The following is a 16897-nucleotide window of genomic DNA, read 5'->3' on the forward strand; positions in this document are numbered from 1 at the left end:
ACTACAGTACGGTATGCAACAATTCCTTCAAAAACTAAAAACACAACCCATGATGTCTGGCACCAGCACCGGCCAGGCGTTTTGGCACACGTCAGCGGAAGCGGATTTGCTCGATTCTCATTCACCCGTCGATGGCCAGCTGATGGCCCGCGTTTATCCGACGACCCGCGAAGATTATGACCAGGTTGTGGAAACCGCCCGGGCGGCTTTCCTGAAATGGCGGCTGGTTCCGGCCCCCCGGCGGGGCGAAATTGTCAGACAGATGGGTGAGCAGTTTCGGCAGTATAAAAAAGAACTGGGTACGCTCGTGAGCTACGAAATGGGAAAATCCCTGCAGGAGGGAATGGGCGAGGTTCAGGAGATTATCGATATCTGTGACTTTGCCGTGGGGCAGTCGCGCCAACTCTACGGGTTGACGATGCACAGCGAACGGCCCGATCACCGGATGTATGAGCAATGGCACCCGTTGGGGGTTGTCGGTATTATTTCGGCCTTCAATTTTCCGGTAGCGGTCTGGTCCTGGAACGCCATGCTGGCCTGGATCTGTGGCAATGTTTGCATCTGGAAACCGTCGGAAAAAACTCCGCTGACGGCTTTGGCGTGCCAGCAGATCATTAAAGAAGTTCTGGAGCAGAATGAGGTGCCGGAAGGGGTTTCGTGCCTCATTACGGGTGGCCGCGATGTCGGTGCACTGCTGGCAGAAGACCCGCGGATTGCCCTCGTATCGGCCACCGGTTCCACGCGGATGGGGAAGGCGGTGGCCCAAACGGTTGCGGGCCGGTTGGGTCGTTATCTGCTGGAACTGGGCGGCAATAACGCGATGATCATATCCCAGCATGCCGACCTGAATGTGGCCATTCCGGCCATTGTCTTTGGCGCCGTTGGCACTGCCGGTCAGCGGTGTACGTCCACGCGCCGGCTCATCATTCAGGAGTCGATTTATGAGGACGTGAAGCAGCGACTGGTGAAAGCGTACGGTCAGCTTCGCATTGGCAATCCGCTGGATGAAAAAAATCACGTCGGCCCGTTGATCGACCGGGCGGCTGTGGCCGGTTATCAAGCCGCTTTGTTTCAAATCAAGGAGCAGGGGGGGCGGTTACTGATCGACGGCGAAATACTGGAAGGCCCGGACTTCGAATCCGGGTGTTACGTTCGGCCCGCCATTGCCGAGATGCCTGCTCAGACTGAAGTGGTTCAACATGAGACCTTTGCGCCAATTCTATACCTGTTGAAATACGGTACTTTAGACGAAGCCATTGCCTTGCAGAATGGGGTCCCGCAGGGGTTATCGTCGTCAATTTTTACGCTCAACCTGCGTGAAGCCGAGCGGTTTCTCTCGGCCGCCGGGTCAGACTGCGGCATTGCGAACGTGAACATTGGCACATCGGGGGCCGAAATTGGCGGTGCATTCGGGGGTGAAAAAGAAACCGGCGGAGGTCGTGAATCCGGCTCCGATGCCTGGAAAGCCTACATGCGCCGTCAAACCAACACCATCAATTACGGCACGACCTTACCGCTGGCCCAGGGAATCAAGTTTGAACTATGACTTTAAAGTTAAGAGTTGGCCAACCGCACGGGCGGCCAACTCTTAACTTTAAAGTCTTAACTTAAACTAACGCGGATTGTGCCTTTTGCCACTTCATTGGGTTCCAGAATGATCAAGCCCTGGCCGTTATTAAGCGCATTGACATTGCTCGTGAGCGATTCGATGGCAATCGTTTCACGGCCCGGGGGCGTAAAAACGACCAGATAGCCGAATTTTTTCGGACCGGTTTCCTGCCAGATGTTTAGTTGCAGTCCCTGTTTGGCAGAACGTAAAACCGTGGTTACACCCTCACCGTTGTTTTCTTCGACGATAAAAACCGCATCCAAATTCCGGTCCCGAAGCGAAGCTTCGCCTTTATGCCCGAACAATTCTTCACCAATGGGTAGCAGATTATCATCCAGCAAAACTTGTTTGGCGGCAGGCAGGGAAATGGTTAGCTGATCGACTGGTTCATCATTGAGGGTGAAATACGGATGCCAGCCAAAGCTGACCGGCGCGGTCCTGTTGCCGGTATTCTGAGCCTCATACGTTACCGACAACCCTGCCACTGACAGCGTATACCGGATTCTGAACTCAAACGCAAACGGATAGCCGGGATAAGAACCATCGTGGACATACCGCAAAATTAGCGATGCTTCTGAAGGATTGATTTCCTGCCCGAATAACTCGAAAGCCTGTCTCGCAACAAAACCGTGAATGGCGTTATCGTGATGGGCTTCATTCATTGGAAGCGTGTACATTTCACCTTCAAATCCGTAGATACCGTGCCGGATGCGGCTGGGAAACGGAAAAAGAAGCGCACTCGCATAGGTTTCGTCGGCCAACAGAGCCTGGGGCGATTTGGGGGCTCTGAGCAGCGAAATGAGACCTGATTCACGGTCCGGGCTTTTAGGCCGCAATACGAGTTGCCGGACAATGGCACCGTGTGCGGGCAAAATGCTTACAAATTCTCCGGTTTCGGTATTCTCAATGCGGTATTCGGTGAGCCAGCCAAAGGGCTGGTGGTGGATTTCAAAGGGCATTTTTCGAGTCAATTAAGGTTTCAATTGGGGGAAGGCACTGCCTGGTTCAAAGATAACGTCCCGAATCAGGCAACTGTTTAAGGCGATGTGAAATTTGAAATGGATACCCCATTTTGCTTGAGAGTTTGCAGGAATAAGCGGTAATTACAGGCTGGCAAATTATCCCGGCAAGTAATGAGGTAAAATTAGTACAGATCGGCCGGAGAATCCAGTTTACGGTGAAATTCGGCGTAGTCGAAACGGTCTGGAAACGGGTTGAGAAACACCCGTTGGCATTTAAAACCAGGTTGTGGGTAAATAAAAGGGATTCAGGGCCGCTGCCTGACGGCAAAATCCTTACAAATTCTCCAGGCGGTAGGCGGTAGGATGAACGGCTTGGCCGACTTTAGAAGGTCGTTACTTTTGAAGATCAATATGAACATTCGGTTTTCGCATGTAAGCAACAGTTCTTACACCCTGCACTTTTTCGTGAACAGAACCCGTGGAATTAGTCTGCTGGCTTTCTTCCTGCTTAGCGTGCTCTCCCTGAATGCGCAGCCAGGTTACGTGGACGGACGCCCGGTGGCGCACCACCGGATGGCTTGCCGCGACGAAGGAATCGTGCTGCGGTATGGCGATGGTCCGGATAGCTGCGATACGTATGGGGCCCGTGAAGCGGTGGTCAATCAGGAGGGTGACCGGTATTACTTATTTTATGACGGCGCGGGAAAAGACGGTTGGATTGCCTGCCTGGCAGAAAGCCGGGACCTGCGAAACTGGACCAAGCGCGGCCTGGTTCTGGAACTGGGCAAACCGGGCAGTAACGACGCAAAAAGTGCCTCCTCGCCCTGGGTGATCAAAGAGAATGATACCTGGCACATGTTTTATGTGGGGACGCCCAATGCCACCCCGCCCCCGTACCGAATACCGGCGTTTCCTTATCTGACGATGAAAGCGCAGTCGCGCTCGCTCGCCGGCCCCTGGAAAAAACAATATGACGTGGTGGCCCTGCCGCCCAAAGAAAACAGCTTTTATACGGTCACCTCCAGTCCCGGTTTTATCGTCCGGCAGGGCAACGAGTACCTTCAATTCTTTAGTGGGGCGACCCAGGAAGGCAAAACGATCAAACGAACGTTAGGCATTGCCCGGACAAAGGACTTGAACGCTTCTTGGAAAATCGACGAAAAACCCATTTTCCCACTGGACGAACAAGTGGAGAACTCGTCGGTATTTTTTGATACGAAAACGAAAACCTGGTACCTCTTCACGAATCACATCGGTATTAACTCCAAACGCGAAGAATATACGGATGCCATCTGGGTTTACTGGACGAAGGACCTCAATCGGTGGCGGTCCGAAGACAAAGCCATTGTCCTGGATGCGACTAATTCGATCTGGGCAAAAGGAACCATTGGTATGCCGACGGTGATCCAGGTGGGCAACCGGCTGGCCTTACTCTACGATGCTGCCGAAGGCCCCAGCACCAGCCACATGCGCCGAAGCATCGGGCTCGCCTGGATGGAGTTGCCGTTGAAACTATCCCACTAGGCGGGGCGGTTTTCATTCGGCTTCCATACTTGTCTGAGCCTGGCCGAATCAGCTGCCTTTTCAGCAGGGAATAAGCCAATGCGGGCTAAAAAACCTCTTTCTACCTTCAAGTTTCTTCTTTTTGATTTCCGGCACCCGGTTTCAACCCGGCCAAAAAAACCAGGCAGACTTGTTAACCGCCCCCGTACGTCCGGCATCGTCATTCGAACCAGAGCCACACCGGCTCAACGAGTGAATACTTTCTACTCCGCTTTTGGTAGATACCCCAATGCCCGGGCCGTCCTGCGCCACAGGACCGGTCGAAAGCTTGCCCGGTTTCTGTAAAAAGCGGCAGGAATGCGTGCCAATGAACAAGTCTCTATGGAAAAGCGACTAAAATGGGATGACTCGAAAATACGCGCCAGTTTCAGTATGCAATCGTACTTTCTTTTTAGTGGAATTTATTGAATTTAACCGATGGAAAATAGCAATTAAAAGGCAAGATTGATTCTTTATCGAATTTCCTATTAAAAGACAAAAATCTGTAAGTAACTTGTTGAAAAATAACTTTTCGAGGTCTATTTGTAAGACATGTACTATGAATAGAGCTGGTATGTTTCTGTGCTTTTTAATACACTTTTCGAAAGTGGCCTCAGGCCAGATAACGGCGGATACTCTGAAATCGCAGCGGCAATTTGGCTTAACCTGGCAGCAGGGCATTTCAAAATCCAGCCAGGTTGTTCCGGCTTCCCGACAGCCGCCTATCGGAATCGAGTTGACGTATAGCCAGGTTAGTAGGGGTCGGCAGGCGTGGGAAAATTGCCACTGTTTTGCGCAGGTGGGCGGCTACATCAATTACATTACCTTTAGAAATCCCGTTCCGTTGGGGCGCACGGCGGGGGCTGGCCTGTTTTTCGAACCACTCATCAATTACCGCCGGCGGCTTTATTTTTCCGTTCGGGTTTTGGCCGGACTTACGTACCTGACCCGGGTTTATGACCCACTAACGAACCCAACCAACGACCACTTCAGCATGCCGGTCAGCGCATTGATTGCCGCCAGCTTTCTATCCCATTACCGCCTGACGCGGCTGTGGAACCTGACGCTTGGCGCTACGTACAACCACATTTCCAATGCCGGAACGCGGTTGCCCAATCAAGGCATGAATATTCCGACTATAGCCCTGGGCGCACAGTATCAGTTGCATCCGGCGTTTTTTCCCGACACCCGTCTGTGGAAACCGGCCCCGTTATCCCGACGATGGATGAGCCGGGCGCTTCTGATGGCTTCGGTGCGGGTTTTACCAAAAACGGACAAAAAGCCCGAAATGACGTTGCCGGTATTTGGTCTGAATGTCACAGGAGGGTATCGAATGACCCGAAACCATGCCCTGTCTGCGGGTTTCGAGCTGGTGGATGACCGGTATTTTAAGGAGCAGGTTATCACCTGGACAAAAGGGCGGGTTACCGATGCGCGGCAGGCTACGCTTCTGGCGGGTTACGAATTCTGGCAAGGCCGTTTCATTTTTGCCGCCCACCACGGCTGGAACATCGTTCGCCCTCAGTGGTATAAACCGACTACCTATCAGCGGTATAATCTGCTGTATCGAATTCAAAACGGAATTACGATCGGAATGAGTGTGAAAGCCTACGGCGAAAATACGAAAGGCTTTAGTGTTATGGCAGGCTATAGCCTATAAGTGCCTGAGTGGACTGATCTTAGTTGATAACCGGCGAAGCGGGAAGCGGGCACACTGAAAATTTATTTTGATGAAATGAAATCCAGAAATGTGACTTCTGCGGTATATCATCGTATAGTATAGTAGTGAGTGTATCATCACTAAATAAAACAGACTAATCACCGTGTTTGCATCTGAAGAAATACTTTCTCTCGACGAACGATACAAAGCTCATAATGAAATTAGCCAGATCAAAATGGCACTGGAACGGGAGGCTTTGTTTGGGGAGGGACGTTTGCCGCAGGAAGTGGTCGATCTGCGGGAAAAACAGCATAACTTTTTATACTATCAACTCACGACAACGGCCCGTACCGTATCCGTTTATGACTTCATCGGGCGACCGTTTTATCCGGCTCTTTCTGATTTGACGGACATTCAGGTTAGCCGCGAAGTGGATCGCCTGCTGCTGCTACTTGGTCACCATGGCATTGAAATCTCCATATCCGATCCACACAGCAATGCCGATGACCGGAAACTCTATGCATTTTTGATTCAGACGGTTTTTAAGCGGGAAATAAAGGAGGTCCGCCTGCCGGGCATCAATTACAGCATCGATTATAATTACTATTGTCCGGATTATACGCATTCCTGTATTTTCATTGCCGACGAATTACTGACCGGGTTGTTCGAGCATGATTATGAGCGGTTTGAAGGCTGCCTGTCCGATCATTTTTATATCAATAACAACCCTCTCGATGATTTATACCAGAATGTCATTGACAAATTTGACAAGTACAGAGCCTACCTTGAAAACTATATGCTGGTCGGCTGGACGGTTGAAGGCATTGAAATGGACGAAAATCAGCGGAAGGCCACGGTTCATTTAGCGCTTAATTACGGATTGGAGCGCGACCGGAAACCGCTGTTTACGAACAAGGGCCACCTGGTTTGTTATGGCAATAAAAGCAGCTGGTGGTTTATTCACCGCATCGACTGGCCCGGCTTATTTCTGGAATAACCGGGCGCTGAGTTTTACATTTCACCTTCAACGCCTAAACCGAACAGGGCAAAATCGTATTTTACCGGGTCGACCGGATCAAATTGCTTCAGGGTTTGGGTCAACTCAAGGGCGGCCGTCCAGTCGGTTTGCGAACGGGTCAGCAGGGCTAATTTCCGGGCCACGCGCCCCACGTGAACATCGATTGGAATCACCAGTTGTTCCGGTTTGATGCGGGTCCAGATGCCAAAGTCAACCCCCTGATCATCGCGCCGGACCATCCAGCGCAGAAACATATTCAGGCGTTTGCAGGACGAATTCCGGCTGGGCGTTGCAACGTGTTTGCGGGTGCGGTCCGGAAAAAACGGGTCGTCACAAAACCGGTTGTGAAAAGCTTCCAGAAACGGACCCGCGGAGTTGAGCCCGTTTTCAGGAGCATACGCACCCCACTCCGTGGGTACAAAAGCATCTTCCAGCGTTTCGTGCTGCTGGTAATAGGTATGAAAAAAGTGCAGGAAGTAGAGGGTGTCCGTTGCGTTGAACGTTCGGTGTTTGAAATCCAGAAATCGTTTGAGATCCGTTTCCTGATGATTCAAAACGAAATCATACGGTGCACCATCCATGCGCTCAATCAGGTCGTTGGCTTTTTTTAAAATGACCGGACGTTGCCCCCAGGCCAAAACAGCCGCCCAAAAACCCATAATTTCAATGTCCTGCTGCCGGTTAAACCGGTGCGGAATACTGATGGGATCTTTTTCAATAAACGAACGTCGATTATACTGCTCGACTTTTTTATCGAGTAATTCCTTTACTTGATCGTACATGGGAATGGATAGGACCGCCACGGCAAACGGTCGGCGGTTCGGAAAGACTCAGCCGGGTCGTGAAGTCGTAAGAATGCCGATAAACCGTTATTTGCTTTTTCCTCCGCTTAAAACATACACGACGCCTTGTGAAATTTTGGAAAAAAACGAAACAACGATGGAGAAAACGGCGGTAAAAACGGCAATAATCGGATAAGAAAGGGTGAAAACCACACTCCAGACTTTGTAGCCGGCCGTTGCTTTCATCTTATCTTCCCGCTCTTTGTGCCGTCGGGCAATGCGTTCGGCTTTTTGTTCTTGCGTAAGCATAGGTACGATTAACGTCGAATAGGAATGGCAGAATGGTTTAAAATGGCAGAAAAGATGGTTTTAAAAGAAGGCTATCCAACCATTTTTAACCATTCAGCCATTTAACCATTAAATCAAGGTACTAAATAACTAACCTCAGCACGAAAACGCCGATCGACCGGAGAAAGTTTCTCAAAAGCACGGGCCGAGATCTTGACGATCACTTTGTCGTTGACACTCGTTGCGGGGAGTCGCCCGATTATTTTTACCCAGATCGACTGCTGATTCATGTCGTTTCGCACCAAAACGAGTGTTCCAATGGGTGCCGTTCGGTGCAGAGCCAGGTATTTGTTCGAGTTGTTGGAGGATTCGATGATTTCAGCCATTCCGATTTCGGAAACCCGACGGGCGTTGCCACCCGGGTTTGGAAGCGGGCCGGTGTCGCCAGGGCGAATGATGCGGGGTTCCGAGGGAGCCGACGATGGGGGCTCGGTGGTGGGCCGTTCGGTTTCGGCGGGCCGGGCCGGTTCTTCGCGCGGGGGTGAAGCCGTCCGCGGAGGGGCCGGGCGTTCGGTTTTTGGGGAATCATTTCGGGACGTTCGCGAAATTTCGGCTGACGAATCGGACCGGTGGGTCGTCTGGGGTTTGGCCGATGGCTCCCGAACCCGCCACGCTTTCTCGGACACGATCAGGGCCTGACCACTCACAATATGATCGGCCGGGAGATTATTCCACTTGCGGACATCCTCCATCGAAACCCCGTACCGGGCGGCCAGACTATACAGCGTTTGTCCCGGCTCGACCTGGTGAATACCGCTATTGGCTTCTTTAACGGTTTCCTGTTTCACTTCACGCTCTTCCCGTTTCAGCTCTTTTTCTTCCTGTTTCAGGGCTTTGGTAACCGCTTTTTCTTCTTTTCGGGACAGATTGCCAGCCGGAACGCGAACCACCTGATCGTATTTGAAATTGTCGGTCATACCCGGATTGGCGTCTTTGATCGCCTGAACGGTTGTGTTGTATTTCCGAACGAGTGAATACAGCGTTTGACCCTGTTCCACCCGGTGGAGTACGTACAATTTACCGTCTTTTTTCTCCATACCGAGCGAATCGGGCAGGATGGGGTGGGCTTGAATACTGATACTGGTCAGCCAGCCAGTTACTAACAGCGGCAACAGTCGCTTCATGGCAATGGTTTCAGATAATAACTGGTAATACAATTTGAAGTGGGTTGAAAGAGAATCTGGTTTTGCCAGACGCAGAAAGAACCGTTTCCGACCGACGGCAGTGCGTTCGATTCGGAGAGCGGCCGGGCGGTTTCGAGGTCCTCGCCGGTTGCCTGGTGTAACCAGATCGTTTGTAGACGGTCGATGATCAACAGGAATGTGCGTAGCTGATCGTTTGTTTCACGATAATGATACGAAAAAATTAACTGATCGCCAAGTTCTAAATAATCGACGGCTCCACTGGTTTCGTGAGACGTATGTTTTTTGATAAACCGGTCGATTACCGGCCGCCAGGCACTTGACACCGTGTAAGAAACGGGAAAATGCAGACGGGAATTGCTAACTACCGGTGTATTTTCAGCGGTTTCAACGGGTTCGCCATCGGCAAGCCGAAAGACAGCCACGGGCGTTGTTGCGGTATCGGTCAACGAGGCCCGTTGTGCCCAAACGAGTTCGGCATCGGCTCCGGTAAAGGCGTGTTGTGGCCATTCCCAACGGGTCCGACCGGTTTCCAGGTTCACATTCCCGAGGGCCGTCGGAACCGGTAACCGGGTATTATCAAAGCGGTGGTATAAAGCGTGGCCCTGCCAGACACCCAGCAGCGACGAGTGAAACGGCAGCTGCGGGTTGGTTTCGAACCGGATTTTTCCGTGGGGTAGTTCAACGGTTACCAGGGTCAGACGTTGGGATTCCCGGCTGCGCAACTCGGCAACAAAAAGGCCGGGACTGGTAGCAACCTGTTCAAAAACCAGCCGCCAAACGGGGTCCGGAAACTGGAGTTGGAACGCTAAAGGCAACAGGTTTTGGTTTGCGTCGGCCATTCTGAATTGTCATCATTGCAAGAATCAACACTCCAATTATTCCCGTGTAAGCCGAGTTCAGAGTATCTTGCGCCAAAAATACCGAAAATCAACGAATGAATATCCTCGGAATTATCCCGGCCCGGTACGCATCAAGCCGTTTCCCGGCCAAAGCCCTGGCTGATATTGGTGGCAAAACCATGATTCAACGCGTGGTGGAGCAATCCCGGAAGGCAAAATCGCTCAGCCGTGTGGTGGTGGCTACCGACCACGAAGCCATTGCCGGACACGTTCGTTCGTTCGGAGGAGACGTGATCATGACCTCCGAAAACCACCAGAGCGGCACGGATCGTTGTTTCGAAGCGATGCAGATTGTTGGAGGAAAGATGGATTATGTCATTAATATTCAGGGTGATGAGCCGTTTATCAAGCCCGAACAGATTGATTTACTCGCATCGGTATTGGACGGCAACGCGGAACTGGCCACGTTGGTAAAAAAAATTGAAGATCCGGCGGTTTTAGTCAATCCAAGCACGCCCAAAGTCGTGCTGAATAGTCGGCAAGAGGCTTTGTACTTCAGCCGCCAGACGCTGCCGTATCTGCGCGGATGGCCGTTGGAAGACTGGTTACAGCACCACACATTTTATAAACACATCGGAATTTATGCCTATCGGGCGGACATTCTGGCCCGGATTACGCAGTTGCCGCCGTCGCTTCTGGAAAAAGCTGAGGCCCTTGAACAACTCCGCTGGCTCGAAAACGGCTACCGGATTCGGTGTGTCGTGACGGAACTGGATAGTTACGGAATCGATACGCCGGAAGATTTGGAGCGGTTGGAAGGGCGGTAATGCGATAAGAATCATCCGGCAACGGAACTGAATGATAGTCAAATACTTGAATTAGCTAACTTTCCTGAAGCGGTTTGATTAGGACCAGATGTTAAATACTGTTAAAATCGAACCACCTAAACAGTTTAACTCGTTACCAAGTTGAACTAGCATAAACTAGTCAATCAAACCACACAATACCGTATCATGCAAAATTATTCCATCCTCTGGGCTGACGACGAAATCGATTTATTGAAACCCCATATTTTGTTTCTTAATAACAAAGGATACACGATTACGCCCGTGAACAGCGGGGCCGACGCGCTCGAAAAAGTGGATCAGGAGAATTTCGATCTGGTTTTTCTGGACGAAATGATGCCGGGTATGACGGGTCTGGAAACGCTCCAGCAAATCAAGCAAATGCGGCCCAATTTGCCGGTTGTGATGATTACCAAGAGCGAGGAAGAACACATTATGGAAGGGGCCATCGGTTCTAAAATCGCCGATTACCTGATTAAACCGCTGAATCCCAACCAGATTCTGCTGTCGGTTAAAAAAATACTCGATAACAAGCGGCTGGTTACCGAAAAAACGAACCAGAGCTATCAGCAGGATTTTCGGAATCTGTCGATGCTGTATAACGATCGGGTCGATTTTGAAGACTGGGTCGATATTTATAAAAAGCTCATCTTCTGGGAATTAGAGCTGGACGGCGCGCAGGATAAGAGCATGGGCGAAGTCTTCAACATGCAGAAAAGTGAAGCCAATTCGACGTTTTGCAAGTTCGTGATGAACAATTACGAGGACTGGCTGAATGATCCGAAAGCCGACAAGCCGATCATGTCCCACCAGCTGATGCGGAAGAAAGTTTTCCCGTTGATCGAACAGAATAACCCGCTTTTCTTCGTGTTGATCGACAACCTTCGCTATGACCAGTGGAAGGTCATCGAGCCGATTCTGTCCGAGTATTTTACGGTGGAAGAAGAATCGTCTTATTATTCAATTCTGCCGACCACGACGGCTTTTGCCCGGAATTCCATCTTTTCGGGCATGTTGCCGAGTGAAATGGAGAAAAAACATCCGGATCTGTGGGTCAATGACGACAACGAAGAAGCTGGTTTGAACAACAACGAGGATCAGTTTCTGAAACGCCAGATCGATAGCAGCCGGCTGAACATCCGGTTTTCGTACAACAAAATTTTGAACACCAATCAGGGTAAACATCTGGTCGACAACTTCAGCAATCTGATGCAGAACGATCTGAACGTGATCGTTTATAACTTCGTGGATATGCTGTCGCACGCCCGGACGGACATGGCCATGATTAAGGAACTGGCGCCCGATGAAGCCGCTTATCGCTCCATCACGCGTTCCTGGTTTAGCCACTCGCCCTTGCTGGAACTGGTTCGGAAAATTTCGGAGAAAAACGGTCGGCTCATCATTACCACCGACCACGGTATGATCCGGGTTCAGAAACCGGCCAAAATTGTTGGCTACCGGGATACGAATACCAACTTACGCTACAAACAGGGCAAGAACCTCGGATTTGACGACAATCACCTGTTCGTTTGCCGCAAACCGGAAAATTTCTTCCTGCCCCGGATTCACGTTTCAACGGCCTACGTCTTTACCCTCGAAGATTATTTCTTTGCGTATCCGAACAACTACAATTACTACGTCAATTATTACCGGGATACATTCCAGCACGGGGGCGTTTCACTGGAGGAAATGATCATTCCGTTTGTGTACTTAAAACCAAAATGATAGAGAATTAAGAGTTGGCCAACCGCATGGACGGCCAACTCTTAATTCTTAATTCATAACCCTTGCTCCACCACTTTTCCATCCTCGACGCGCAACACCCGCGCCGGGTATTTGCGCAGAAAATCGTAGTTGTGGGTAGCCATCAGAATGGCAGTGCCGGAATTGTTGATGGTTTGAAAAACATTCATGATCTGTTCGCCGACGGCCGGATCGAGGTTTCCGGTGGGCTCATCGGCAATCAGAATCATCGGTTCGTTGAGCATGGCGCGGGCTACAACCACACGCTGTTGCTCCCCACCCGAAAGCTGGTGCGGCATTTTTTTCTGCAAAGTTCCCAAACCAACCTGCATCAGCACTTCCGAAATGCGGTTTTTCATCTTAACCTGGTCGGTCCATCCCGTTGCTTTCAACACAAACCGTAAATTCTCTTCGATATTACGATCCATAAATAGCTGAAAATCCTGGAAAACGATGCCGATTTTCCGGCGCAGGTACGGAACATCTTTCGGCTTTAGTTTTTCCAGCCCAAAACCGGCGACACGTCCGGTACCGGATTGCAGCCAGAGATCGGCATAGAGCGTCTTGAGCAGCGAGCTTTTCCCACTACCGGTTCGGCCAATCAAGAACACAAAATCACCTTTATTGACGTCAAACGTCACATCCCCCAGGACAATCCGGCCTCCCTGGTAAATATCAGCCTGATTGAGTGACAGAACGGGTTCGGTAGAAAACATAACTTTGAGTGATGAGTGATGAGTTAAGAGTGATGAGTTTAAAATTAGTGCGTCTGCCAACTCTTCATGCATAACTCTTAATTCGTAACTTATTTAACGGCTGCTTCCTTGTGGTCGGCCAGAAATTTGGCAAGACCGAGGTCCGTAAGCGGATGACTGAAAAGCGCATTAATAACACTCAGCGGACCCGTCATTACGTCAGCACCCACTTCGGCACACTGAATGATGTGCATCGGATGCCGAATGGAAGCCGCCAGAATCTGAGTCGAATAGCTGTAATTCCGATAAATCAAGGCAATTTGCTCGATAAGAGCGATGCCATCCACCGAAATATCATCCAGACGGCCAATGAAGGGGGATACATACGTCGCGCCGGCTTTAGCGGCCAGAAGGGCCTGACCTGCCGAAAAAATCAATGTACAATTGGTTTTGATTCCTTTTTCGGAGAAGTAATTTATCGCTTTGATGCCATCCTTGATCATCGGTACTTTTACGACAATTTTATCGTCGATTTCGGCCAGTTCTTCACCTTCAGCAATAATTTCATGAAAGGTGGTGGCAATGACCTCCGCGCTCACATCACCGTCGACACTGTCGCAAATGGCTTTATAATGCTGCATAACCCGATCTTTCCCACTGATTTTTTGCTTCGCCATCAGCGAAGGATTGGTGGTTACACCGTCTAAAATCCCCAGATCCTGGGCTTCGCGAATATCTTTCAGATTGGCGGTGTCAATGAAAAATTTCATAGTAGTTATTCTAAACTGAAAATACGAGAAAGGATGAGCGTCAGAATTGCCTCAAAAGTAAAGATATTCTTTAGAACTTACGTCTGATCGATCCGAAAAGCCTGGCGTGAGTCCGGATGAAGATCCAGTCGATGGAGGGAGGTCGGTCGTGGTCGACCAGACCGGAGGAAAAATACCGTAAAAAGGAGTGAGCACGGTGGGGCTTCCGGAAAATAAAAAAAGGCAAACCGACATCTCACCGCTACGACCACCTACCCTTGCTTCTGTCAAGACCTGGGGGATTCAGCAGGAGCTGGTAGTGCCTGTTTGCCGGGTGCAAAAGTACAGATTTATGCAGGAAAATAAAAGCCCGTGGCTACTTTTGTAGCAATTTCGAGACTATATCATGATAAAAACCATTTTTAACACCATACAGGGCTATCGCCGTGTTCTGAAGACCACAAAAAATACGCGCAAAGCCGTCGGCGGCTTAATTCTCTTATGTTTTATGGTAGCCGTTCAGGCCTGTACATCGTCGGAAGCTAAACTAACGGAAGCCCGCACCTTATTGCAACAGGGTAAGTTTCGGGAAGCCATTCAACCGTTGAATCAGGCCATCGACGCGGATGCCGGTAATTTTGAAGCTTTCAACAGCCGGGGAGTGGCTTATTTTGAACTAAAAGATTACGAAAATGCGCTGCTGGATTATGAGCAGTCCATTCAGTTGAAGCCGGATTTTTACAAACCGTATTACAACCGGGCCAAGCTGAAAACCGCCCGGGGCGAGACCGAAGCGGCTTTGAAAGATTATGCCGAAGCCATCCGACGGGCCCCCGACACCTCGGATATTTACCTCGATCGGGGGCAACTGTTTGCCACCACCGGCAATCTGACCTCGGCCTTATCCGATTTCAATCAGGCTATCCAGCTCGATCCGAAAAACTCGCTGGCATATTTCAACCGGGGCAACATTCGGTTTCAGCAGGAAGAATATCCCGAAGCACTCACTGATTTTACCAAAACCGTGCAGTTAAATACTAAATTTGGGAAAGCGTTCAACGCCTTGGGTGTTACGCAAGTGATGATGAATCAGCGGGAAAACGGCTGTTTAAGTTTAAAACAAGCCAAACAATTGGGGTATGCGGAAGCACAAGCCTACTTAACAGAATATTGCCAGTAAAAGACGTTCCTCCAACTCTAAATTCCGATCCCCATGCGCAAGGTTCTTCCCATCACATTTGGCCTTTTATTTGTGCTCTTTGCCGCCTTTCAATACAATGATCCGGATCCGCAGGTCTGGATTCCGATCTACGGGTTTGCCGCCATTGCCAGTTTCATGGCCTTCTCTGCTGTGGGCCGTCCGTGGCTCTATATCGCAGCGGGCATTATCTATTTAGGATCGGCCATTTACTGGTGGCCCCCCAAATTCGAAGGGTTTCTACTCGATGAAATGGGGATGAAAACCATCAACATCGAACTGGCCCGCGAATCCGGGGGGCTGGCCATCTGTGCGGTTGCCATGTTTATTCTGGCGGTGCTGTCCCGGGGGAAACGATAACCGGCTCTCCGGTTATCGCTCCCCGTTTTAGGGCAGACGGTTGGGGTATAGCCCTGATCAATACCCTAATTTGCACTGAAATTCTCCGGTAATCTTGACGGGTTCAAGAACGTAGCCATCCGGCGTAGACTTTTTGTGGACGACCGTGCCGTGCACCGATCCGCTTACCACGCCCTTGTTCCGGTCTACTTCCGTCAGAATAATCTCGCCATCCATGTACACGGTTTTACCGTCCTTGTCCACGTAAGAGCTGGCATACTCCTTATAGTCAGTATTTTTTCCGTAGACCAATACAGCCGCAGCGTCCCCGTAGTTAAAACTGAACTTGCCCACTTTGGGCGCATAGACAAACAGACTGAGTTGGTTCCGGAACGTCGTCGATGCGTCCTGGCTTACTATGACCGTCAACGCACCCGGTGTAATGGCTCCGGCGGCTCGCACCGGCTTGATGTCTTTCCCATCCACGCGGAAACCGACCGGGTTTTTAATGTATACATTCGATACCAGCATGAGTTTTTCCTTGCCGCCATGCTCCAGTTCGACAAACAGGGCCACCGGATTCCCACTGGGCGCGTCGCTTGGGGCCTGGTAGGTGAACCAGGCTCGCGCATTTGGATTCTTGCCGGCATCCTTCAGCAGTTCAAACGTCCCGTCGCGGGTAGAACCATACTGATCACCGTTGATGCCGTACCGACGAACGACAACAGCGTTGGCATCGCGTACCGCGCCCGGTAACGGTATTATAAAGTTATCAAGCACCGGTTTTCCATCAATCTCCGATACGTCGCCGAACCCCATAGAGCTGAATTCTATTTTAAAATCACGTTCCTGCAGGTACACCAGCGTATCGGCTGCGGGCGTGAGCCGGTACTGTTCAATAAAGGCAATGGCTTCGTCACTCACTTTCGCGATGCGGGCCGTCAGTTTCCGTTTTGCCGGGTCTACTTTGGCCAGCTGACTCAGCCCCCATTCGCCCTGCTTATTCTGGTGAGCCAGGCCCACGTTGCCTTTCACGGCGCCCGAAAGTTCACCGGGAGCATAGGCGTATTCCACCGTTACGGGTTGCGCCAGGTGAACGGCCTCAGTACCAAACTGATAGGCCGTACCCGAACCGTTCGGCGCTTTATTTTCCACCGCCTGAACGCTGATCGGAGTTTCTTTACTCAGTGCACCCGCCGGAATGTTCAGGGTTAGTTTGCCATCCGGCGTGGTGATGGTACCGCCGGCTGGTCCAACGGTTTTTGTCACGGGCGACCCAATGGGCTGTCCCAGGGCGGTAGGGGATGGGCGTTCGTTGTCGGTGGTCTCATCGGGCGGTTCGATGGCGTGTTCCGGTTTCTGGCAAGCCGCCAGACTGATCAAGGCGACGACCAGCGCCGTCGATACTAAAGTTTTCATTCGC

At 50.8% G+C, this 16897-nt stretch carries 16 protein-coding genes; 8 read left to right on the forward strand and 8 right to left on the reverse strand.

Features of this window, described 5'->3' with window-relative positions:
- Window positions 1-13: 13 nt before the first annotated feature.
- Window positions 14-1546 carry an L-piperidine-6-carboxylate dehydrogenase gene (gene amaB / locus EHT87_RS00390; protein ID WP_124902744.1) on the forward strand — a complete coding sequence of 511 codons (1533 nt, stop codon included), beginning with the start codon at window positions 14-16 and terminating at the stop codon, window positions 1544-1546.
- Window positions 1547-1602: 56 nt separating this feature from the next.
- Here amaB and EHT87_RS00395 read toward each other — a convergent pair whose 3' ends face one another.
- Complete coding sequence (locus EHT87_RS00395; RefSeq protein ID WP_124902746.1) at window positions 1603-2568, reverse strand: aldose 1-epimerase; 966 nt, start codon at window positions 2566-2568, stop codon at window positions 1603-1605.
- Between the two features lie 468 nt (window positions 2569-3036).
- Between EHT87_RS00395 and EHT87_RS00400 the strand changes: the two genes are divergently transcribed.
- The 3 genes from EHT87_RS00400 to EHT87_RS00410 all read left to right on the forward strand — a co-directional run bounded on the left by EHT87_RS00400 (window position 3037) and on the right by EHT87_RS00410 (window position 6770).
- Window positions 3037-4095 carry a glycoside hydrolase family protein gene (locus EHT87_RS00400; protein WP_124902748.1) on the forward strand — a complete coding sequence of 353 codons (1059 nt, stop codon included), beginning with the start codon at window positions 3037-3039 and terminating at the stop codon, window positions 4093-4095.
- A 625-nt stretch (window positions 4096-4720) separates the two neighbouring features.
- Window positions 4721-5773 (forward strand): acyloxyacyl hydrolase, encoded by a 1053-nt coding sequence (locus EHT87_RS00405; protein ID WP_221621965.1) that lies wholly within the window; start codon window positions 4721-4723, stop codon window positions 5771-5773.
- A 163-nt stretch (window positions 5774-5936) separates the two neighbouring features.
- Entirely contained in the window at window positions 5937-6770 is an 834-nt protein-coding gene (locus tag EHT87_RS00410) for a hypothetical protein (RefSeq protein WP_124902752.1), read from the forward strand.
- Between the two features lie 14 nt (window positions 6771-6784).
- On the opposite strand, the gene EHT87_RS00415 is transcribed toward EHT87_RS00410, so the two are convergent.
- The 4 genes from EHT87_RS00415 to EHT87_RS00430 all read right to left on the reverse strand — a co-directional run bounded on the left by EHT87_RS00415 (window position 6785) and on the right by EHT87_RS00430 (window position 9881).
- Entirely contained in the window at window positions 6785-7573 is a 789-nt protein-coding gene (locus EHT87_RS00415; protein WP_124902754.1) for a TIGR02757 family protein, read from the reverse strand.
- Between the two features lie 87 nt (window positions 7574-7660).
- Window positions 7661-7882: a hypothetical protein gene (locus EHT87_RS00420; RefSeq protein ID WP_124902756.1), complete on the reverse strand. Its 222-nt coding sequence runs from the start codon at window positions 7880-7882 to the stop codon at window positions 7661-7663.
- A gap of 113 nt (window positions 7883-7995) precedes the next feature.
- Window positions 7996-9045 carry a LysM peptidoglycan-binding domain-containing protein gene (locus EHT87_RS00425; protein ID WP_124902758.1) on the reverse strand — a complete coding sequence of 350 codons (1050 nt, stop codon included), beginning with the start codon at window positions 9043-9045 and terminating at the stop codon, window positions 7996-7998.
- Window positions 9042-9881, reverse strand: a complete 840-nt coding sequence (locus EHT87_RS00430; RefSeq protein ID WP_221621966.1) for a hypothetical protein — start codon at window positions 9879-9881, stop codon at window positions 9042-9044. Before EHT87_RS00430 ends, EHT87_RS00425 begins: the two co-directional genes overlap by 4 nt.
- Window positions 9882-10000: 119 nt before the next feature.
- Here EHT87_RS00430 and kdsB point away from each other — a divergent pair, with 119 nt between their 5' ends.
- Window positions 10001-10732 (forward strand): 3-deoxy-manno-octulosonate cytidylyltransferase, encoded by a 732-nt coding sequence (gene kdsB / locus EHT87_RS00435; protein WP_124902762.1) that lies wholly within the window; start codon window positions 10001-10003, stop codon window positions 10730-10732.
- A 186-nt stretch (window positions 10733-10918) separates the two neighbouring features.
- Window positions 10919-12475, forward strand: a complete 1557-nt coding sequence (gene porX / locus EHT87_RS00440; protein WP_124902764.1) for a T9SS response regulator signal transducer PorX — start codon at window positions 10919-10921, stop codon at window positions 12473-12475.
- A 53-nt stretch (window positions 12476-12528) separates the two neighbouring features.
- Here porX and EHT87_RS00445 read toward each other — a convergent pair whose 3' ends face one another.
- Both EHT87_RS00445 and fsa read right to left on the reverse strand, forming a co-directional pair.
- On the reverse strand, window positions 12529-13209 hold the full coding sequence (locus tag EHT87_RS00445) for a cell division ATP-binding protein FtsE (protein ID WP_124902766.1): 681 nt from the start codon (window positions 13207-13209) through the stop codon (window positions 12529-12531).
- Between the two features lie 89 nt (window positions 13210-13298).
- Complete coding sequence (fsa, locus tag EHT87_RS00450) at window positions 13299-13958, reverse strand: fructose-6-phosphate aldolase (protein WP_124902768.1); 660 nt, start codon at window positions 13956-13958, stop codon at window positions 13299-13301.
- Between the two features lie 385 nt (window positions 13959-14343).
- On the opposite strand from fsa, the gene EHT87_RS00455 reads away from it, so the two are divergent.
- Window positions 14344-15117 (forward strand): tetratricopeptide repeat protein, encoded by a 774-nt coding sequence (locus EHT87_RS00455; protein WP_310587491.1) that lies wholly within the window; start codon window positions 14344-14346, stop codon window positions 15115-15117.
- A gap of 33 nt (window positions 15118-15150) precedes the next feature.
- A complete protein-coding gene (locus EHT87_RS00460; protein ID WP_124902770.1) occupies window positions 15151-15495 on the forward strand; it encodes a transmembrane 220 family protein in 345 nt (114 codons plus the stop codon).
- A gap of 57 nt (window positions 15496-15552) precedes the next feature.
- On the opposite strand, the gene EHT87_RS00465 is transcribed toward EHT87_RS00460, so the two are convergent.
- A complete protein-coding gene (locus EHT87_RS00465; protein WP_124902772.1) occupies window positions 15553-16893 on the reverse strand; it encodes a hypothetical protein in 1341 nt (446 codons plus the stop codon).
- Window positions 16894-16897: the final 4 nt, after the last annotated feature.

Origin of the sequence: Larkinella knui (assembly GCF_003858645.1) — a bacterium.
Classification (GTDB): domain Bacteria; phylum Bacteroidota; class Bacteroidia; order Cytophagales; family Spirosomataceae; genus Larkinella; species Larkinella knui.